This is a genomic window from Rhizobium anhuiense bv. trifolii (assembly GCF_024346605.1).
GTDB lineage: Bacteria > Pseudomonadota > Alphaproteobacteria > Rhizobiales > Rhizobiaceae > Rhizobium > Rhizobium anhuiense.
Genome location: NZ_CP098803.1, coordinates 3011087 through 3031486, shown reverse-complemented (window position 1 = coordinate 3031486; position 20400 = coordinate 3011087). Strand labels below are relative to the sequence as shown.

The 20400-nt window shown below is 54.2% G+C and carries 17 protein-coding genes; 12 read left to right on the top strand and 5 right to left on the bottom strand.

Translation table 11 applies throughout. The annotated features are described in order from the left end of the window. Positions 1–7 precede the first annotated feature (7 nt). The 4 genes from NE851_RS23685 (at position 8) to NE851_RS23670 (ending at position 6774) form a co-directional block, all read left to right on the top strand. A complete protein-coding gene (locus NE851_RS23685) occupies positions 8–2230 on the top strand; it encodes a TnsB C-terminal domain-containing protein (protein WP_254958150.1) in 2223 nt (740 codons plus the stop codon). A gap of 18 nt (positions 2231–2248) precedes the next feature. Further along, positions 2249–3241, top strand: a complete 993-nt coding sequence (locus tag NE851_RS23680; protein WP_183907352.1) for a TniB family NTP-binding protein — start codon at positions 2249–2251, stop codon at positions 3239–3241. Next, the gene (locus NE851_RS23675) at positions 3225–5045 is read left to right on the top strand and encodes a hypothetical protein (RefSeq protein WP_254958147.1); all 1821 of its coding nucleotides are present in this window, start codon (positions 3225–3227) and stop codon (positions 5043–5045) included. The genes NE851_RS23680 and NE851_RS23675 overlap by 17 nt, the downstream gene beginning before the upstream one ends. 628 nt (positions 5046–5673) lie before the next feature. After that, the gene (locus NE851_RS23670; RefSeq protein ID WP_183907348.1) at positions 5674–6774 is read left to right on the top strand and encodes an ImmA/IrrE family metallo-endopeptidase; all 1101 of its coding nucleotides are present in this window, start codon (positions 5674–5676) and stop codon (positions 6772–6774) included. A 3-nt stretch (positions 6775–6777) separates the two neighbouring features. Here NE851_RS23670 and NE851_RS23665 read toward each other — a convergent pair whose 3' ends face one another. Continuing rightward, complete coding sequence (locus NE851_RS23665; protein ID WP_183907339.1) at positions 6778–7710, bottom strand: alpha-glutamyl/putrescinyl thymine pyrophosphorylase clade 3 protein; 933 nt, start codon at positions 7708–7710, stop codon at positions 6778–6780. Positions 7711–7713: 3 nt separating this feature from the next. Next, positions 7714–8760 (bottom strand): thymidylate synthase, encoded by a 1047-nt coding sequence (locus NE851_RS23660; protein ID WP_183907337.1) that lies wholly within the window; start codon positions 8758–8760, stop codon positions 7714–7716. Positions 8761–9406: 646 nt separating this feature from the next. On the opposite strand from NE851_RS23660, the gene NE851_RS23655 reads away from it, so the two are divergent. Together NE851_RS23655 and NE851_RS23650 are read left to right on the top strand one after the other, a co-directional pair. Next, positions 9407–9877, top strand: a complete 471-nt coding sequence (locus NE851_RS23655) for a hypothetical protein (RefSeq protein WP_183907335.1) — start codon at positions 9407–9409, stop codon at positions 9875–9877. Between the two features lie 178 nt (positions 9878–10055). Further along, entirely contained in the window at positions 10056–10355 is a 300-nt protein-coding gene (locus tag NE851_RS23650; protein ID WP_254958144.1) for a hypothetical protein, read from the top strand. Positions 10356–10357: 2 nt separating this feature from the next. Here the strand turns inward: NE851_RS23650 and NE851_RS23645 are convergent, their stop codons facing one another. Next, positions 10358–11341 carry a hypothetical protein gene (locus tag NE851_RS23645; protein ID WP_254958142.1) on the bottom strand — a complete coding sequence of 328 codons (984 nt, stop codon included), beginning with the start codon at positions 11339–11341 and terminating at the stop codon, positions 10358–10360. 158 nt (positions 11342–11499) lie between these two features. Here NE851_RS23645 and NE851_RS23640 point away from each other — a divergent pair, with 158 nt between their 5' ends. Beyond that, entirely contained in the window at positions 11500–12633 is a 1134-nt protein-coding gene (locus tag NE851_RS23640) for an HNH endonuclease (RefSeq protein WP_183907331.1), read from the top strand. Positions 12634–12826: 193 nt separating this feature from the next. On the opposite strand, the gene NE851_RS23635 is transcribed toward NE851_RS23640, so the two are convergent. Beyond that, positions 12827–13438 (bottom strand): L,D-transpeptidase, encoded by a 612-nt coding sequence (locus tag NE851_RS23635; protein WP_183907329.1) that lies wholly within the window; start codon positions 13436–13438, stop codon positions 12827–12829. 142 nt (positions 13439–13580) lie between these two features. Between NE851_RS23635 and NE851_RS23630 the strand changes: the two genes are divergently transcribed. The 5 genes from NE851_RS23630 (at position 13581) to NE851_RS23610 (ending at position 19675) form a co-directional block, all read left to right on the top strand. Further along, positions 13581–14717, top strand: a complete 1137-nt coding sequence (locus NE851_RS23630) for a PAN domain-containing protein (protein WP_183907327.1) — start codon at positions 13581–13583, stop codon at positions 14715–14717. 168 nt (positions 14718–14885) lie between these two features. Next, positions 14886–16340, top strand: coding sequence for a hypothetical protein (locus NE851_RS23625; RefSeq protein WP_183907325.1), 1455 nt, complete (start codon positions 14886–14888; stop codon positions 16338–16340). Further along, a complete protein-coding gene (locus tag NE851_RS23620; RefSeq protein WP_183907323.1) occupies positions 16318–17136 on the top strand; it encodes a hypothetical protein in 819 nt (272 codons plus the stop codon). Before NE851_RS23625 ends, NE851_RS23620 begins: the two co-directional genes overlap by 23 nt. Continuing rightward, a complete protein-coding gene (locus NE851_RS23615) occupies positions 17136–18659 on the top strand; it encodes a hypothetical protein (RefSeq protein ID WP_183907321.1) in 1524 nt (507 codons plus the stop codon). The genes NE851_RS23620 and NE851_RS23615 overlap by 1 nt, the downstream gene beginning before the upstream one ends. Then, a complete protein-coding gene (locus NE851_RS23610) occupies positions 18650–19675 on the top strand; it encodes an OmpA family protein (RefSeq protein WP_130785845.1) in 1026 nt (341 codons plus the stop codon). The genes NE851_RS23615 and NE851_RS23610 overlap by 10 nt, the downstream gene beginning before the upstream one ends. Here NE851_RS23610 and NE851_RS23605 read toward each other — a convergent pair whose 3' ends face one another. Beyond that, complete coding sequence (locus tag NE851_RS23605; RefSeq protein WP_455431327.1) at positions 19676–20335, bottom strand: thermonuclease family protein; 660 nt, start codon at positions 20333–20335, stop codon at positions 19676–19678. It abuts the gene before it with no gap. Positions 20336–20400 lie beyond the last annotated feature (65 nt).

Here is a 20400-nt window from a genome sequence, read left to right as displayed (position 1 = left end):
AGCCCTGATGTTAGCTCTTAGCCAGCTCGATATTGACCCGGGGGAGAGTTATTCCTTCACAGTTGCGCGGGATAAGTTCGTGGCAACTTTCGTAAAATCGAAGTCGGACGGCAACATCGTTTTCAAAAGGCGGGACACGGCCTCGCGATACGTTGTTTCCCGGGCTGACTTTTTGTTGATGCGCGGTAACGGAAAGGCGGTGCGGTTCAAAGCGGCGGAAGCTCATAGACCCGCAATCGAGCCCGACGCCTTCGACCCGCCCGCCGTGGGGGACAGCAAAACGGTTGCGGCGCGGAAGCGCAAATATCTGAAGGCTGTGACTCAAAAGTATTATGTGACGTGCATTGACGATCTTGGGATCAGTCGGTCAATTGATAAAATCCGTTTATTCATAAAGGCGCATGCTGAAGAGCACCGGAAACTCGGGCTCTCAAAGGCTCCAGGTGCGAGCACTCTTATTGCGCTCTGTCGTGAAATCGGTTTCTCCGGTTATAGGCCGTTGCACCTTTTTTTGAACGGTGCTGGTGGTGACCGCAGGTCAAACCTTTGGGATCAATTCATCCTGGAGAAGAAAGCTCAGCTGATTGAGCTTTACTACAGCTTTAGCGATCCCATCGTGACCGAGCCCTTTGCAATCGGTTGGTTCAGAGCGGAGATAGCCAAAGAGAGCAAGAGACGGGAATCTTCACATGAAGGGGTGCTTGAAATACCGCCTCGCTCTACGATCTTGCGTTGGCTGCGAATGGCGGCAACGCCCGAAAGTATTGCCCGCAAAGAAGGGCGCACCGTTGCAAACCGCCAGTCGGGTGGTGTCGTTCACCACCTGAGCGCGAAGAGGCCACTCGAATGCGTTGTGATGGACCACACGCAGATCGATCTCCATGTCGTTGTTCTCGACGAATATGGTGAGGTCAGCGAGAGTACGCTTCGGCCGTGGCTTGTTCTCGTTGTGGACGTCTATAGCCGTATGATCTTGGCCGCAAATCTGACTTGGGAAAGTCCGTCGTTGTACACGCTGATGGAGGGCCTCAAGCAAACGGTCAAACCGAAACGTTTTCTCAGCCATTTGGCCACAAACCCGTCACTGGCATTCGCATGCGACGGTTTTGGCAAGTTTCGTCGTATGCTCGTCGATAACGACTTGGCCAACGTGGGGCAGTCGATGAGAATGACCGCGTTTTCTGTCGGTTTGACGGTATCTTTTGCTGCTGTCAAAAATCCAGAGACCAAGTCCATCGTTGAACGCGCCTTCGGTACCTTGAATACTCAGGTTTGGCACCAAGCGCACGGTGGAGTTCGAGGGCGACCAGGTCGTCTGCGGAGCGAAGACCCACGCGAGTTTGCGCGATTCACACTCGATGAGGCTCAGGAGATTCTCTGGGACTATATCGTGAATGTCTACCACGTAGAGGTTCACGATGGTATCGAGATGGCTCCCGCTCGAAAGTGGATGGAAGCGTACGAATTTTTCCGCCGTCCGCTGATTGACGACATGCAGCAAATTGATGAGGCGTTCAATAAAACCGTCGAGCGTCGCCTGACGCGTTCCGGAATTCGCGTCGGAAACCAGAGATTTCATCATCCGCTGATTACGAGCAGACTGATCAGCGATCTCTACTACCTGAACGAGAAGCCGCTCACTGGCTACAGGAAAAACCAGTCAGTATCGATCCCCGTCAGAATACGGGCAGTCGATGAACGGGACCCGGTCACCGAAATACAGATTTATAATTACGCTCGCAAAACTTATGACCCCCTCCCGAACTTCGATGAAACGAAGATCGGGTCATTCGCACAGGAACATGTGGGGCGGATCGAAAACAACGCCGCGAATGAAGAATTCTTCCCGAGTGCCCAGGTCGATATCAACCGTGGAAAGCTGCTTCAAAAAATCGCTCCGCACCCGCTTGTGGCCGCCATCGAGCGGGAAGGGCGGGATTCTCCCCAACGCCTCGCCATTCACTCTGCGAAAACCCCGATGATCGCTCGAAAAGGCGTTCAGCGCGGCTCTGCGGCACGCAAGGCAAATAAGGCGAAGGCGAAAAACGCAGAAGCTCAGAAGCTTTTGCGACAAAGTAACAAACTAAACGACCCCCAAAACACGGAAGCGGAGATGTTTGATAAGAACGAGGTGGTAGCGAATCTTTCCGGATCACCTGACCGTTTTCAGGTCAAAGACAAAGCGGCTCTGCTAGCGAGAGTGCGTCAGAAGCTGAATCTAGATCGGTAGCATGAACAGGAGGAAGGCGTGACCGGTAGAAGATCGCAAGCCCAAATCATCGTTATGTTCAAGAAGTGGATCATACCACATTCACGGGCGGAAACGGCGATGAAGGCAATGGAACAGCTTAGGGAACAGAAACGCATCTTAGGGTTTGGCTTCGAAGCTCGTGCCGGTCACCTGCTGGCTCCTTCCCAATCTGGGAAAACACATGCGGTATACCACAACTACTTGCACAGCTATTTAATACCGGAGTTTCGAAGAACTAGCGTGTTCGCTCCAGAGGTCAGCGACGAGGCCATTATACGCTTACAGAAAAAGGTCATATACGTGAAAATTAAGTCAGAGTACCTTGGCGCTTTTGCCTCGGCTCTACTGAAAGCAACGGGCGATCCTCTGCCAGCAAGGGGCAGTGTCGATGACCGCATCGAGAAAGCAGAGGAACAAATGCATGCTCTGCAAACCGAGCTTTTAGTTCTGGATAGTTTCGACAATTTGTCGAAACGAGAGGACGCCAAGGCCGCGCGAGAGGCAAGTCGAACGCAAGCGACAATTCGACTTATGTTGGAGCGGGGCATGCCCATGCTTTTTGTCGGCGTCCCATCCGCGCGTACTTCTATTCTCAACGAGGAACAGCTTGCACATCGGAGTGATGAAATCGAGTTCCCACGGCTCGAAGACCCCGAAGATATCGAAGAGTTTCAAGAGTATTTGGAAGCCCTTGATGTTCTTCTGGCGGAAAACGGCGTCTTTGACGACCGATGCGATCTGACTGACTTCAGTCAGCATCTCTTCCTGGCGTGTCGGGGCCGATACGGCGTGTTGTCTAACTTAATTCGAGACGCTGCAATCATCGCGTCCAAAGCAAAGTCACCCCGTGTAGGGGCGGATCATCTTTCGCAGGCTGTTGACGATTACATCAGTAAGATGCCTCGCCTATCTTCCGTACCCGAAGATGATTTCATCGGTTTTAATCCATTTAAGCGAAAAAAAGAGGCCCGTAGTGAGCGAGTGGCCTGAAGGCTGGGCCGTTGATAGCGATTATTACAATCGTCGTATCCGAAAACTTGGCAGCGTTCTGGCCGTTCCGATAGAGTTGAACCCTGGGGAACATCTGAGGGACGCTACCCTCCGAGGTATATCGATCAACGGCCACGCGTACACTAAAGTTGCCGTCGAGCTAACGAAAGCGCGATCCTTTCGAAGCCTGTCGGCGTTAACGTCAATCGCGGCATCACAAGAGATCGACAGCCTCGTTGACGTGCTAGGAATACGGAGAGATTCCGAAGACTTGAAACGCATGCTGTCGCAACCGCAGACGGGCTCGCGGATTTATGTGTCATTCTTTGGACAGACCATCCGTCGATCTTATTTTACGCGCCGTCGCCGCGTTTCGCCTCTGGCATTAAGGATAAATGAGTATCAGCGGGCAATCTGGGCCGTCCGATGGATATCGTTTGACACCGAAACCATGGAAGCACTTCTGGACCATTGCCCGGTCTGCACACGTCCCCTTGGCTGGGCAATATCGTTCGGGGTGTCACGTTGCGAGCACTGCAAGGCTGACCTACGCGATTTTCCACAATCAAAGGTCAATACACAAGATGAAGAGGCGCTAAAATTCTTCACCGACACCGTCAACCCGGTGGTCTCGGAACCTGAGTTTGCTCAAAAATGGCCGACGATTTACCCGGCGAGCACCAGAGGCGAGATTTTTGAGTTCATTGTAAGGCTCGCGATGGAGTGCCAGAGGTTCCAGAAGGGGCAACGGGGAGCGATAACATCGGTTGAGAATGAACATTTGGAAAGCGCTGGACGGGCCGTTCTAAACTGGCCCGCAGGTTTTACAGATTTGATGGATGGTCTTCAAAACGATCAATCCGACGCTCTGCGAAATCTCTGCAAAGATGCTCAGCTAACGCGTGCCACCCGTCTAAGACTACAGGATTTCCTACGTGTTCGTGATCGTCGCTCAGCAATTTTCTCACCATCCGGTCATCGATCTGGTCTTAATACAGATGACCTACAACGGTTCCACGCTTCCGAACTCGGGGCCACACCGATATCGGAACCAAGGAGTGAATTTGGGTGTAGCCCCGAGGTCGTCATACAACTCGCAAGAACCATTAAATCAATCCGGCAACGAGCGCAGACGCTAGGTTTGTCTGTGACCGATGTGATAGATTTGCATTTGGATGGATTTCTGGATGATCTCGCGCCGGACCTTCAATCTCTTGGCATAGTGCCGCGATGTCCTTCGCGAAAGGTCGATTTGGCAAGGTTGTTAGCTGGTATCAAAGCCAGGTCACACGGTGGGACGCGGCTTTCAACCGCGCGTTTCACCTTCGACCAAACTCTATCTGCTAGGTTTTCGGACATAGTCAAAGCCATTCTCGCCGAGGAAATTGTCGTTTCCCTGGGGCCTGCGTCTACCCGAGGATTTATGTATGATATTTTCGTCGAGAACTTAGAGAGCCTGTGTGCTGTTGTTGGTCGGTCTGCGAGGAATCTAGGTTTGGAAAGCGTTTCGCTAACCGTTCTAGACGTGGCGATGTTCATGGGTAAGTCGCGAGGCGTTGCAACCATGGGAATCAAATCACTTCACATGAGCAATCGGCTCACGGTTTCGAGCTTCTCGGAAGCCAGAAATAGTTCCGTGTTCAGCTTTGAGCTTGAGTGCCTGCAAAGGCTTCATGGCCAATCAGGCGAACGGGTGCACGATAAACTGGTGTCCGCCGGAGTACCTCATATTAAAGGACAGGGAATAACGGTTTGGAGCAGAAATGAAGCGCTCGATTGCCTCGCGCTGAAAAAGCTGAATTAGGGACCGAGCCGAGGTTTGCATCTCCCTAACGGGAAATCTTTCAGATGCCAGATTTCGAGAGCCGAATTGCTCATCTTGCGGCAGGGTGATGTGCAGCGCGTGGTTCGTCACTAAATAGCGCCGTAACCGCCAGCCCAGAGATTCCGCGACTCCCTGCACTCTACAACAATTTAGATCGGCGCGAATTCCAATGAACTTACGGTTGATCATGGTTAACTGAAGTGTAACCATGATCCGGTACAAAACTGATTCCCTTTGTTCAACTCGATGGTCGTCGCAAAAAATCGCTTGGGGGGTGTGATCAGTGACATTCGGGCCAGATCGATTTGCAGTTTTCTTATCTATCCCCAGGCATTCAGCAAGTAACACTGGACAGAGAGGTCGCGCGGCGGCTACTCGGCCCGCAACGTGCGACCAGCTTTCAAGGCTTGATTGCCGACCTTCGAGAAGCCGACTTTCTCGGAGAGGTGCCTGGCGTGCCGATTGTTCACGATACGAGTGAGGGACTTCTCGTTTCCTTCGATATCGGGGATCGAACTGCCTTGATGGTTCAACCGTTAGGGAATGACTGGCAAAGCGCTCATCGGGTTTTGCTGCGGAACATAAATCGCGATCAAGAGGTCGTCGTATGAGCTTTGAGCCAAATTGGGCTTCTGCACCTGGGGCAACGATTGTGCGCCTGATGGATGCGAAGGAGATACCCTTCGATGAGATGGCGTCTGGTCTGGGCATTTCCGAGAACCAGCTACAGGCTCTGATCGACGGTCGAAGCCGGATCGACGGACAGCTCGCTTCCGCGCTCTCGGAAAATCTGGGCTCGACGCCACGCTTCTGGCTTGCCCGCGACAAGACCTATGTCGAGGAATTGTCCCGACTGGCCCCCCAGAGTGGTGACGTATCCCACTGGATCAAGTCGCTGCCGATCCGTTCAATGAGAAAGTTCGGGTGGGTTGACGCGAGCCGTGGTGAGGAGGCCATCAAGTCGTCCGTGCTGAGCTTCTTCGGGTGTGACGACCTTCTTTCCTGGAATGCCAAGTATTCATCGGGTGTTGGCGCAGTCGCGTTTCGGACCTCATTTGCGTTCGAGGCAAATGAGATGGCGACCCTTGTGTGGTTAAGGGCAGGGGAACGCCAGGCTCACCGATTCGATCTGCCGGACTACGACAGGCAGGCGTTCACCGATCTTTTGCCCCGTTTGCGACGGCTATCTGCGTTCAAGCATCCGAAGACGTTTCTCCCTCGATTGGTCGAAGGGTGTCGGGCCGTGGGTGTTGCCGTCACCACGGCGCGTGCTCCTGAAGGATGCCGGGCAAGTGGAGCATCTTGGCTACTAAGCTCCAGGCACCCGGTCATTCACTTAAGCTTCCGCCATCTCTCTGAAGATCATTTCTGGTTCACATTCTTCCATGAAGCCGCCCACGTCGTTCTGCATGGAGAAGAGCACATTGACGTCGATGGTGGCGATCCGTCGCTTCAGACGAGTTCGGTGAAAGAAGACGAGGCTGATGAGTTTGCTCAGCAGCTTCTGATATCGCCGGAGGCACTGGACGACTTGAAGAGAAACCCTGTGCCCAAGAGGATATTGGCGGCGGCTCGCCATCTTGGCGTGACAGCAGGCATCATAGTTGGCCAGCTGGAGAAAGCCCAGGCTCTTCCGCCGGGGCGGCTGTCCCGCATGAAACATCGCTATAGATGGGCTGACGATGCTTTAGTTCCAGAATCCGCCTGACGCCTATCCCCTAAAGTACACGTACTTGTCCGGCGACTTCTGCCAGTTGCAGAGGCTGTCCTCGATGACTTGCTTGCCCGTCTGGAGGTAGTTGTCCAGCGCGTCGACGCGAGGCGACAGCTGACCCGCTGAGACGGCATGGCCTGTGGAGTTGTAGAACAACAGCTTCGCGCCGGACAACGGTCCTGTCGCTCCCACGATGTAGGCGCTTCCAGCATCAATCGGAGCGAGATCGAGTTTCGAAAGCATGGTCAGGAAATCGAACTTTCCAAGGCGTCCGAAGCCGAATACCGCATTCAAAGAGCGGTACAGTGCGTCGAACACTTCGGTTGGATTTTGGCCAACGCGCTGGTGTGTGTTTTGTATCAGCTGCGCGAAGCCGCCTGCGCTGAACTGCCAATCGTAGTAGCTGCTGAAAACCGACGTGATAATGTTCGGCTTCTTTGACTGATATTGTCTGTGGTTCGAGAAGCGGCCAGATTGATTGGCGTCGGCAAGAGCTGCCTGGTTTTTAACAAGCGTGCTATCGAAAGCAGCCCTGTTTTTTCCATAGGTCGCGACGTCCCAGACGGGTCCAGCTCCAAAGGAGCCAAACACGTTGGCTGCCAACTTCCATTCGTCGGTAATGTGCTTGCCGAAATGGGTCGCGACAAAAGCCATCCATACGGCCTCATCGCGTTTACCGAGCTTTCCCAACCGAGCCGCCGCCCTAATCGGGTCGAATAGCGGATTGTGCGGATTTTCCCTTGCCGGATCGATTTTGGTTGTCGTCAGCCTTGTCATGTATTCGATACGACGGAGGCTGGAAATCAGTTGATCAAGCCATGTGTTCTTTCGTGTCGCAGTCGAGAGACCTGCAAGTTTGCCGTGGGCTTGCTCGTACGCCGTGATCGCCGCGTCGAGCTGTGTCCGCCGATTGTAGTGCGCGCGTATCAAAATCTATTTTCCTCTCAAATACTGCTTGGCGCTCTGGTCGTCACCCAGGACCTTTTTCAATCTGTCGATAGCAAGGGTTTTGAAGGCGGGGGAGAGGTCATCGAGATGGTGCTTGATGACGGCCGCTGCGTCGGAAGCCTTCAAATTGGCGTGGATTTTCAGCATCACCGCAAGCTCTCGCCAATATGGCCCCAGCGAGCCGGGAATTTCCGCATCCAACTGCCCGAGACGCAAGGCTTCCTCTACCTTGAGGAACTCTCGGATGCTCGGCCACGGATTACCAGTAGGCATGGCGGTCATCGGGACATCGTCGAGATAGTGCTCATCGATGTAACTCTGAGCCATTTTCCGGGGCTTCAGGTCGTCAGTGTCGTCGTAAAGGTGGAGGCTGCCGACCGAATGAAAGTAGCGACCGACCTCGTAGCCGAGTTGCCGGGCTGCGATTTCCTGGAACATCGTGAACGAGAACACATCGTGGGGGAGACCCAGGAAGGCGTCGTTGGAGCGCATGTGAGCCTGCAAGTCCAGTAGTCCGTCCCGCACCACAAACTGAAGGCTACAGGTGCAAGGAATATCGAGGCTATCGCGACGCACATCAGAATTCGAAAACAGCTGGATCGTGGCGTTTCGCGAACCGGGGCGTTCCTTGAGCGTCTCGATCATCCGCTGCCACTCGGTGCCGATCCTTACTCTGTCGCCGACCTTGTATTTTCTTCGGATGCCGAAGATTCGCTTCCCATACGCTCCGTTGAGCGTTTCCTTGTTCTCCGAGAATTCATCGTACCGGTCGAGATAGTGTTTGATGAAGGGCAGGGCATCACTGCCCATGAGATACCAGGACATCTCGCCCAGGGCGCTCGTAATTTTGGAACGGCCGATTGAACGGCTGATGCGTGCTCTGGGGTTTGTCAGTTGAAGTAAGGCTGCGAATGTCTCTGTACTAAAACCTTTGCGAGACTCGACTCGCCGGTTTCGGCTGTCGTTCGAAAGAAGCTGCTGAAATACCTGGCGCAGCAGGCCGTCTATCGTGTCTGCCGTGGCGGTGAACAAGTGTGATCCGAATCAGCGTCGTTAAACTTACGCGATATTATATTCGCTGCTTTAAGATACTAGGGGTGGAACCGCCCAGTGTATCTGGTTGCAATCGATCTCAATAAGCTCTCGATGATGGCGGTGACCGACACTTCATCCACGTCCTCCCAAGAAGGAAAGCGCGGTTGACTGCGCCTTTAGTCGTTCGAAAGACGATGCGATACATAGGGCTTCCTCGATCCCAATTTGATCGTCGTCATCGCAATGTGTCGACGTGCAGATGAATCGAGCCGGATCGCTTCCATCCCCGATTATCAGCCAGTCGACCTCGGCCTCCAGCTTGAAAGCCTTCCGACCGGATATAGCGATGAGCCCACACCATCAGACAGGCATCGCTCAACCAGCGCAGCCAGGACGTCGCTGTCATAAATCGGGCCTTGCAGGACAACTGCGTGACCAAGGGTCATGGCGTGAAGGTATGTGCAATAGCGGTAGGCCGCAACAGGTATGGCAGCACCGACATTATCCCATCTGGTATGCGGAGAAACTGTTTCAAATACAGTGATTTATCTCCACAAATCAGATACTTGCGCAGTAATTGAAGACGGCGAGGAGGGCTCGGAGACGCCTCACCAGCTCATTCATTCGCAACAGTGAGGTCATTTTGAAGAACGAATTCGCAGTCGCCGATGCATCAGAGATGTTCAACGTCCTACGCCGGACAGAATGCCTGAAACGCTATCAGGAAATAAGCCATCAGCTTCTGAGCGAGCTGCTCGTTGCTATCGCCACAGAAGGCGAAGTGGTTGGCGGGAACAACCGAGGCAGCGATGTGCTGTCGGCCAAGCACGGCAAGATCGAAGTGAAATCCCGCATTCTGGGCACCGACGGACCGTTTCCGCGTGTCTCGCTGAAGACGCATAATCTGGAAAAGGCAGATTGCTTCGTCGGCATTCGCTGGACCCGCGATTTCCAGTTCCATGCGGCCTATATGCTGCCCAAAACCGCCGTCCTCCCGCTATACCAGGCCCGCAAGCAGGCCAACGGGCTGGCACACATCAGCTGGGACAGCTGGAAATCGGCTCCTGGGGCAATCGATCTTGGTAGCGCGGTACGCAGGGTATTGCCCATCTGAGCAGATGCGAGCGTCGACGCTGACCTTTCGTCAGGCGCAAAACTGTCGGTACTATTAAACCCCAGCCAATCGAAACCTTAGGCACATGGCCCCAACCTGTCAGAGGCCTCCAGCGACACCGCAATCAACGCAAGACGGTTGAAGCGGAACTGAATTTTGTGAGAAGCGCGATTGGCGCGTGAACGGCGTGCTCGGCAAGATCGAGTATCTCGGTCGGACGTGGAAGGGAACGCGGATCATTCCCGGCGGAAACGCTCGAATCGAATGCATTGTCGAACGGGGCAGCGGCGAAGAGATATGTCACCGATTCAGTAACAAGCGTGTGTCGACAATCGGCAAAGCGATCAATACAAGCGACGGCCAACTACCTCAGCGACTTGAAGTCATCGAGATCGAGGAAGTACCGGCGGCGGGCAGGTCGAATTTCGCGGATTTCCCTGATCGTCGAAAAGCGATGATACTCGCCCGGTTGCGATGATCTCAACCGCAAGCTCCTCGCGTGCCATCGACTTCAACATCCGACGCCAGGTTACCCAAGGCGCTACGAAACACTTCGCCGAAAACCTTCGGGTCGTAGTCGTGGATTTTGTACTCCGGAAATTCGACCTTGATCACGGGTCTCCCTGTCTCCCTTGAGATTATCGTGCCGAACGTCGGGCTTTCAACGATATGCAAATTGGCGGCGAGGTGCCGCGCATAAACCTCACGCAGTTGAACCCTGTTGAGCGAGCGGGGAAGCATCCTCAATTGGTTGACCAGCATGTCAGATGTCGCTCCACAGTCATCTATCACGTAGACGAAGGCGATGTTGTTGGCCTGTAGAAGTAGCGTTCTTCCCTCTAGGTTGTCGCAATAGTCGAAAAGATCGCCCGTGGAAACGATGCCAAGTATGTGCAAGGTACCGAAGACATTCGGTTCAATTTCCACACCGGCGGTGATCGCGCGTGCAACGGCGTGGACATGATGCAGGTGATGGAGTTCGTAGCTGTCGCCAATCATTTCGGCGGGGGCTCGATTGTCCGGGGAGACGCGATTCCTGAAATCCCGCAGGTGTACTTTAAGGAAAATCAAGGTAAGCCATGCACTTAACAACGACGCCCCACCGTTCTGGACGAACTCGATAAGGGCTTTTTCGCCGCCCTTTACGGCTTCGCTGATGGGCGTTTCGTAGATGTCACCGAGTAAGGAATTGCAGCCGCTACAGCAGGCAATTTTATAGGTACCGTACGTCGCCTTTTGGCCATTCGGAAGATCGAGCGTTAATCTCTGGATTCCACAGTGCCTTTGGAGCCAATTTGGTATCACATGCTCATCGTTGAAGGTCCTATCGGGTTTCGCGCCACAAACAAAGCAATGACCTTTCTTGCAAATTTCATCCTGAAATTTCTCGAACGAAAAGAAGATCGTCTTGCCGGTCTCATCGACAATGCTGCCGTCGAAAGCCTGTGAGTAGATTTTGAACATTGCAGGTCCATAGCTGGCTTTTAGCAGCTCACGGGGTAGGAATTTGTCTCGGCCATATGCTTTAAGCCAAAAGCCGGTGAGACGCGGCAAGTTTAATCGAGTCGAAATAGTGCGCGTGCGAGAAATGATTTCAAGATAAATTTCGCATAGGTTGTATGATGAATTACCGGCAAAACCGCCTTAAAAATGACGAGCCGACGGTATGCGCCTATTGCAACCGCCCCATCAATATTGGCAGCGCCGCCATTGAACATCTTGTTCCCGAAAGTATGCGATCCTTCGCTGAACCCGAACCTGGAAATTTACTCTTCGCATGCGCCGAGTGTAACAGTTTGGTCCCTCGGGACATTCAATTCATTAGATACCTGTCCGCCCTGATGGAACGGCATCCGGAGTTTCACGATATCGAAAACGACGGTCTAGTTGGGGACGACGTTCGGTATCGAGCCGATATCGCGACGTTCAGAGGAAGGAAGCGGGCTCAAAAGAGACTTATTATTAAATGTAAGAGCTTTGCAGAATTCACACCCTCAAGAGTGAGAACTACTCTCGATCAACTTAGGCTCTTCGAAGCGGTCGGCGACGACGTGCAGTTGGTCTTGGCCTTCCCCGGAATGCTTGATGACAGTTCCAGCACGCTTTTTAAAGAAGCCAACATCGAGGTTTGGGATGCGTTACGCATTTTCGATACATTCGAAGTCCAAATAGCTGACTTATCTGATCCAACATTTCAAAAAGTATTTCTTGAAATCCGTGACCGTGTTTCAATTGAGCAGCGTCTAATCAGGCGATTGGAGAACTGCCCAGCGGGGGCTGATAACTGGATAGAATATCAAAATTTAATTGGTGTTATCCTCAAGCATCTGTTCTCCCCACCCCTAATGGAGCCCCTTGTTGAGCACTCTGATGCCACAAAGGTAAATAGGCGAGACTTTATCTTCCCAAACTACGCTGATGATAAATTTTGGCAATTTCTTCGGCACCGGTATTCGGCCGACTACATTGTTGTCGACGCGAAAAACCATTCCAAAAGAGTAAAGAAAGACCACGTCAGCCAACTTGCGAATTACTTGAAAGGGGCAGGGGTCGGAAAGTTTGGAGTAATTGCCTGCCGCAATGGGCCGGACAAAGGAGCGGCAATTACCGCGCGGGAGCAATGGCTTATATACGGTAAGCTCGTAATCTTCGTGACCAGCCATGATTTGGAGCGAATGCTGTTAGCCAAGGCCGCACAAGGTGATCCGACAAAAATACTAACCGACATAATCCAAGACTTTCGCCTTTCAATTTAGTACGCCGGTGATCAACGTGAGCCAGGACACGGGGAAACGCAACTTTGCACCACCCTTGGTCCGGTCGCCGTCTGGTCCCAGAGCTTTTGACAGAGCATTGTCATCAGACGGCGCAATCGAGCGATTCGAATCGACGCTCCACGATCTCCGCTCTAGCGAAGCTGTGGCGACAGTTCTGTCCAGCGATATTCGATTACCGCTGGACGATCACCTGGGTCCCCGGCTGGACCATCTCGTAAAGCTCCTCGACGTCTTGACGGTACATCCGAAAGCATCCGCTCGAAGCATTGGTGCCGATGGAGGAGGGGTCGTTGGTGCCGTGGATGCGGAGCAATCCGTCGGCAAGGTAGAGTGCGCGGGTTCCAAGCGGATTTGCGGGGCCGGGTTTCACAACTTCCGGAAGCCTTGGGTTCTTCTGGCGCATGCTGGCTGTCGGCCGCCACTCGGGATGCAATCGTTTCGACACCACCCGCGTCGTCCCGTACCATTGTTTCCCTTCACGGCCGACTGCAATGGGATAAGCGAACTGCTCACCCCACGACGTGGTGTAAATAAGTGTATGTTCGCGCGTAGCGATGATGATGGTTCCTCTCGCGCTTCGTGTCGACGGTTCTCGACGTTCTGGCAAAGGTTCCCCATAGCCAGGTTCTGGCTCGTAGTAGGGAGGAGGGGGATAGGGGCTGTAGGGGTCATCATAGCCATAGCCGTCGTATTCATCGTATCCATCATACGGCGCGTAAACCTGGGCTTGGGCCTGAAAGACCGTCAGCAAGAGCGCCGCAGCAAGGAGAACCAGCAATCTCATTCTTTCGCCATCCACTAGTTATTAGGCCTGATCGGGCGGAATTCTGTGGCGGCACTATGGCCGTTAACCTCCGTCTAACTTCTACTTTGACTTTCTTAGTCAGAAGTCGCTTACTCGCGGTGAGGTGGTAAGGGGTTTGGTTGTGAGTGTGCGCGTATTTCTTTCTGCTATTGTGGTTCTGATCTGTGCGTTTCAAGCCAGAGCCGCAGATGTCCAGATCGACCAGCTGAAGGATGATATCTACATTATTTCTGTGGTAGGCGAGTTCAAGGAGGGCGATGACAATCGCTTTAAGAACCTCGCCATTTCGACCAACAAGGCAGTCGTCTTCTTGGACAGCCCCGGTGGATTGGCAGGGGTCGGAATGGAAATCGGCCGCACAATTTCGATCAAGGGCTTCTCGACCGCCGTAGCCGAAAACACGATATGCGCCTCTTCGTGCGGGCTGGTTTGGCTGGCGGGGAAGCACCGGTTCATTACGCCGACCTCCAAAGTCGGTTTCCACGCCGTCTTCAGTGACACGTCAGGGCAACAAACCGTCAGCAGCGCAGGGAATGCTCTCGTCGGATCGTATCTTCAGCAACTCGGCCTTAGCGCAAACGTCATTGTCTATGTTACCGATGCCGCGCCAGCCTCCATGCAGTGGCTGACTGCAGCTGACGCGAAACAGATCGGATTAGATATTGATCTTTTGGCGGGCGATGCACCTGCACAAGCTTCAGCACCTGTCCCTTTCGGAGGAGATGCAGCGGCCAGTTATGCCCCCACGACTGTCACCGTCACGCCTCCCGCTCAGCCGCAAGCACCCTCGTGGCGAATATTCGAGCACACTGATCTCCCCGGCTACGACCTACCAGACATGCCACTGAAGCTATTCACTGTCGAAGATTGCAAAATGGAGTGCGATGGCAATGATCGGTGCCACGCGTTCACGTTCAATGAGGCTCACAATGTGTGCTTTCTGAAAGGTATGGCGACTGATGCGCTCCAGTTCAGTGGGGCCGTGTCTGGCTATAAGGGCGATGCGGCCGACATCTCACGCGTCGGGCATGACTTCGGCCCGTCGCTCGATTTCCGCACGAGCAAGGATGTGGAAATAGTGGGCAAGCCATTTGCTAAGTTTTCCGGTTCGTCGCTCGCGGCCTGTCAAGATCAATGTGTCATCACGCAGAGCTGCCAAGGCTTTAACTATTACAGGAATGGCATGTGCGTCATGCTCAATATCCGAAAGCCAACTCGCAACAATTTGTTGTCGGTAGCCGGGGCCAGGTCGAATTAATGCGGCTGAATTCTAATCGGGTGCCCGTAGAAAGAGCTGAGCCAAAGTCTCACTCATCTTAAGCTTAACTCTCAATTTAGTTGAAAGCGATCTGGACCGTCCGAGGTTGTTGAGATAGCAAATTAAAGTTGTTTAGGCAGCATTGACGATCTACGCGGGTGAGAGAAAATGGCTGGACGATTTGAGGCGTTAAATCGCTTGTGGGAGACGGTTCGACAATCGAACCATGATTTTCGCGCAACCGCTGACGTCTTTCCAATTCTTGATCCAGAAAGTGTCAGTCGCACCCTTGAGTTGGCAGAGCGCGGCACCAGGAACGGCGCGGACAATCTGCCAGTGACGACTGCAAAAGCACTCGATGAAGTCGAACAGCGGATCGTTGCGACAGTCGAGGAAGAAAAGAAGAAGTCACATCAAATTCTCGAAGACGAGATGGGACGATATTCTGAGCGCCTACAGGGTCTCGACTTTGCGGGGCAATTTTTGCTCATCCGGAAGTCCAACGCTGTAACCCTGTCTGACTTCACCGCCGATGTCTCGACCGGGGAAGACGAGCTGCACGGTCTTCGGCGCGATCTGGTCGCGCTCGAAAATGAAGCGGCCCAGTTCAAGAAAAAGCATAAGCTGGACCGGACCGCAAAAGTAGCCAGTGGAGCATCGTGGTTTTTTAGGATCGCGTTCCTCGTTTTCTTGATCGCGGTCGAGATGCTCTTGAATGGCAACTTTCTCGCGGAAGGAAGTGAGCAGGGATGGGTAGGCGGAACTCTTGAAGCGTTGATTTTCGCAGCGTTGAACATCGGATGGGCAGTCCTGATGGCGTTCATTACGGTGCGCTTTCTGGTGCACAGATTTTTGGTTTCGAGAGTATTCGGCGTTTGTTTGCTTGGCGCGTATGGGGCCATCGCTGGGGTCATCAACCTTGGTCTCGCCCATTTCCGTGAGACGGCGGCCGTTAGCTGGGACGCTGCGCAGACGGAAGTCGTCCGGCGAATGATCAACGATACGTTCGGCCTTACCGAGATGAAATCCTGGGTTCTGCTCGGTCTTGGACTGATGTTCTCATTTGCGGCGTTTCTCGACGCTGCTTCCATGAGCGACCCCTACCACGGTTTCGCCAACTTACAGCGGCGGGTCAACACCGCTCGGGAACGCTACATCGCGCGAAAGCAGGAACTAATCGATCTCCTGAGGGATACCCGCGACGATCACAACAAGAAGGTCGAGGACATTGTCCGCGATTTAAGTGATCGGCGGCAAGAAGCGCAGGCGATTATAGCCGGTCGGACGCGACTGGCAGCCCTCTTCGCCGAACACCAGAATCTGCTTGAACGCACCGCTAATTCGCTGCTCACAGTCTATCGGGAAGCAAATCGGAAGGCACGAACGACGCCCGAACCGAAGTATTTTCTGACGCCCTACAAGATGGAACGGCTGAACGCGGTTCACCAGTTCACCGTAGAGTTCAACGACAACGAGGTCGCGAACAGCATCAAGGAAGCCCAATCCAGCCTCAGCGATCAGATGGACAGGATTGGTGCTGCGTTTGGAGAGGCGGTGGCCCGTTACCGTAACCTCGATACCATTATTTCGGAGGGCGGCCATGTCCCGGCGCAGGCGGCGTAAGTCAGATAGTAACCTGGGGACCATCATCGGGGGTGTAGCTCTGGTTCTGGCAACGGCGGCTATCGGCGTTGGTGTGTGGGTCCTTAACAAGCAGGCGCAGGCGAAGCCCATATTGGACAAGGCGACCCTTTGCCCGCTTGATGGGCCGAAGGAGATCACCGCCGTCCTGCTCGATGTAACCGATCCTATATCGGACCTGACCGCCACCGACTTGCGCAACCAGTTTCAGGAGGTCGTGGCTGCTGTCCCGGCGGGTGGATTGATCCAGGTCTACACGCTCACCGAAAATCCAAGTCAGCTCGGACTGAGCTTCAGCGGATGCAACCCGGGCGATGCCTCGACCGTCGACAACTGGACGGGCAACCCTCGACTTGTGAAGGAACGCTGGGAAAAGGGCTTTCAAAAGCCGCTGGATGAGATCGCGGGCCGCATGAGTGAAGGGGTCGCTGGCAAGCAGTCGCCGATTCTGGCTGGCATCCAGAGGATCAATGTCGAGGCGTTCGCCGCAATCAAGTACAAGGATATCCCGAAGCATCTTGTTGTTGCCTCCGACATGATCGAACACACGTCCACCTACTCGATGTACTCGGATGGCGTCGACTATTCGAAATTTCAGAAAAGCGGTGCGCCTGACCAGTTCAGGACAGCGCTAAATGGTGCGTCGGTACGCCTTCTGGAGTTCCAGCGGCCCGGCATGAAGTTCGACAGCCTCCAACTTGCCGAGTTCTGGACGAAGTGGATCATGTCGAATGATGGGAAGCTGGACAGGTTCACACGGTTGGAAGGAATCCGCTAATGGCAGAATGGCGCACGAAGTGGCGGGAAAGGCTGCCGTTAGGGTTATACGGCACACTTACCATTGGCGGAATGATATTCATCATGACGGCCAAGACGCTGGAATGGAATAGTTGGATCGTCACGCTGGTGCCAATCATATTGATGGCAACCTACTTCGCGGCTTGCGTCGGGATACTGAAGGGATTGCGGCTTCACAACGAGCAAGCTGGCGACAATCTCTATTACATGGGGTTTTTATTTACCCTGACGAGCCTTGGTGCCTCGCTCTTCCGCTTTTCGGCCGGTGCTTCTGTCGATGATATTGTTCAGAATTTCGGGGTCGCCGTCAGCTCCACGATTGTCGGCGTCACCTTGCGCATCTTTTTCAACCAGATGCGTCGGGACCCGCTGGACGTCGACCGAACGGTCCGCCATGAGTTGACCGAAATGACCCGACGGGTCAAGACCGAGCTGAACTCGTCGGCTCGCGAGTTTTCGAGTTACCGGCGCATCAGCAATCAGATGTTGACCGAGGGGTTCGAGGAAATTGCTCGTCAGGCAGAGCGCAATGGTGAGGCGGTCCTCAAATCCATCGAGGCCATGACGAAGGACGCCATACGCCCAATCCAGGAAGCGGCTGAGCGGCTGTCCGCGATTGTTGAAACAAACAACCGGATGGTCGAAGAGCGAGCCAAGGCAAATGTCGACATGGCGGACGCCGCGCTTGCAAGACTTGATGCGACTGCAAACCGCTTGGCAGAGATCGTCACGGCGTTTGGCAGCCAGGTAGAGACCACTGGCCAACGGTTGACTGGAATGCGGCTTCCAGAAGAGGTTATCAAGCTCGAATTGCAGCCCGTATTGGCCGCTGTCACCGACCTTGTCCAAGTACAGGCGAGACGATTAGAGGAGGCAGCCAGTCACAATGCTGTCCAGGCAGAGCGTTTGAAGGAAGCGCTTGCGCCGCTGCTTGACATACCGGATCGAATTGAAGGTTCGTTTCGACCGCTGAACAATTTGGCAGCAAACCTTGAGCACGCGTTCCGACCGCTGAACGATCTCCCGAGCCGCTTTGATACCAGCATGAAAGCGGTAGACAGCCTTGGTTCCACAATCGAAAAGGCTCTGAAGCCCCTGGCGAAAACTGCTGAAAAGATCGACCAAAGCGTCGGCTCTCTCCAAGTAGCGGTCAGACAAGTCGATGAGAGCGCCAAGGCAGCCGGAAGGCTCGACCACAACACGGAGACGCTTGAGGAAGTCGTCAGGCGGGTCGACGAGAGCGCGAGGGCGCTGCCGATCTACGGCGCGGCAGTATTGCAGCCCGTTGCCGAGGAGCAGCAGATGTCCACTCACACAACCACACTGCCGAACATGATCCTGCCGAATGGTGAGGACAGGATCGAACTCGGCAGTGTGCTTTCGGACCTGGCGATCCCAGATAGTTCGCTCTCGAAGCCAGTTCTCAGCGAACCTGTCGCAGCGGCTGTCGGGGAAGAGCATGCGCAAAACACTGAGCAAAAATGGTGGCGGAGATGGCAGTAACCGCTGAGCCATCAAACCACCTTGAACATAAAGGCTACAACCGAGGCCTCATTCTCGGCCTGACGATGGCCGAGTCCATGCTGTTGCTTGTATTTTGTCTGCTTCTCGTCGCGGCTGCCATCATCAACAATGAGCGGACGAAGGCTCTTAGTGACCAAAAATCCTTGCAACAGCAGGTCGTCGCAGCTCAACAAGAGCTTGCAGCCGCCAAGCTGGAGCGCGAGGACCTTCGCCAGAAACTGCAGACCGCAGAAGACAAGCTGAAGCAGGCTCACGAGGAGTTGCAGGCTCTGACGCTTGCCTCGGTTGACCGTGAGAAGTTCGAGAAGGAATGGCGTGATCTCCAACTTGCCAAGCAAGAACTGCAGAAATTGAAAGACTCAGGGGTCACCGCCGAAAAGGTCGAGGAGTTCCAGAAAACTTTGGTGGTGCTGAAGGAGAACCAACTTCCTGAAGATGCGGCCGCTCTTTCGGCGCGGCTTAAGGAACTGAGGGCGGCCGAAACGTCGCTCGCAGCCTCTAAACCCCATGAATGGCCGCCGATCATCAATCTGAGCGAGGCTGATGGCAATTACTTCCGTTCTGGGAGCGCAGAACTTGAGGCAGCGTTCGACGCAAAACTTCGTGGGGCCGTCTCGGACCAGATCGCCGACGCCTTGCAGAGGTATCAGGTGGATGTGATTGAGGTGGTCGGTCATACCGACGAGCAACCGATCTCCCGGAGGGGTTCTAACCTCGACCAAACGGTAATGGACGTGCTCGACGGCAAGAAGTCAATCGCGGGCGTTGTTCCCGCCGACAATGCTGGGCTGGGACTTGCCCGAGCGGTGTCCGTCGCCAATGCTCTCAAATCAGAAGGTAAGCTGAAGGGGGCGACGATCCTGCCGTTGTCGGCAGCCCAACTTATCCTGCCAGGGGACGTGATCACCACCGGGCAGGCGGGAGCGGAAGAAACACGTCGTCGGATTGAAATAAGAATCCGGCGACGGAACCAGGAGCAACAAGTTGCGCAGTGATCACCGCCCCCAATAGGGGGCACGCCAACCGGCGTCCATGGCATCCTTTTCACTGCAGAACCAGCGCTCGCCGTTTTTGACGTTCACTTTGGTCTTCGCGTACCAGGGCGACCACGGAGCGTGGTAAATGTGACCGCTCTTGGAAATGTTGCCTTTGATCGGACAGCCGTCAGGTACCTCCTGCTTGGCAACCTCCCATTTGTGGGCGCGATAATCCCAAGGCGTTTCCGTGTCCGCCTGCCAGACGCCGAGATGCGCTTTGTGAGCGACATCTTCGAGCCCGACATAGTCTTGCGAGTATCGCCGGAAAGCCCAAGCGTGGCCGGTCTCGATCATGATGGCGTTGATGTCTTTACCAGCGACCTTGCAGACGCCAATCGTGCGACCGTAAAGGTCCATCCCCCCTCGATTGTCGCAGGTTACGTCATTACCAAGCGCCAACTCTTCGAGAGTGGCAATCGCTTCCTTTCCGCATTGCCATTGCCCACCACCAACGCCGTTGCAAGTCTGGCCAGCCTCGGGGGCGTCCATCCCGTGGAGTCGATAAACGATTCCGGCGACTTCGAGCGTATCGCCATCGACAACACGCACTTGAGTTGATGCCAGAAGATTTGTAGCAGCGAGCGCCGAAATAACCATGCCGAATATAATCGCTCTCACTTTGCCTCCCAATAGAAACCGTCAGCAACCTTTCCGAAAATAGCTAAACTGCTGATTGAACTTGC

Coding starts and splice junctions, on each gene's coding strand:
- NE851_RS23685 (WP_254958150.1), top strand. CDS start 8: ATGTTAGCTCTTAGCCAGCTCGATATTGACCCGGGGGAGAGTTATTCC.
- NE851_RS23670 (WP_183907348.1), top strand. CDS start 5,674: ATGAGCTTTGAGCCAAATTGGGCTTCTGCACCTGGGGCAACGATTGTG.
- NE851_RS23645 (WP_254958142.1), bottom strand. CDS start 11,341: ATGTTCAAAATCTACTCACAGGCTTTCGACGGCAGCATTGTCGATGAG.
- NE851_RS23640 (WP_183907331.1), top strand. CDS start 11,500: ATGAATTACCGGCAAAACCGCCTTAAAAATGACGAGCCGACGGTATGC.
- NE851_RS23635 (WP_183907329.1), bottom strand. CDS start 13,438: ATGAGATTGCTGGTTCTCCTTGCTGCGGCGCTCTTGCTGACGGTCTTT.
- NE851_RS23625 (WP_183907325.1), top strand. CDS start 14,886: ATGGCTGGACGATTTGAGGCGTTAAATCGCTTGTGGGAGACGGTTCGA.
- NE851_RS23620 (WP_183907323.1), top strand. CDS start 16,318: ATGTCCCGGCGCAGGCGGCGTAAGTCAGATAGTAACCTGGGGACCATC.
- NE851_RS23615 (WP_183907321.1), top strand. CDS start 17,136: ATGGCAGAATGGCGCACGAAGTGGCGGGAAAGGCTGCCGTTAGGGTTA.
- NE851_RS23610 (WP_130785845.1), top strand. CDS start 18,650: ATGGCAGTAACCGCTGAGCCATCAAACCACCTTGAACATAAAGGCTAC.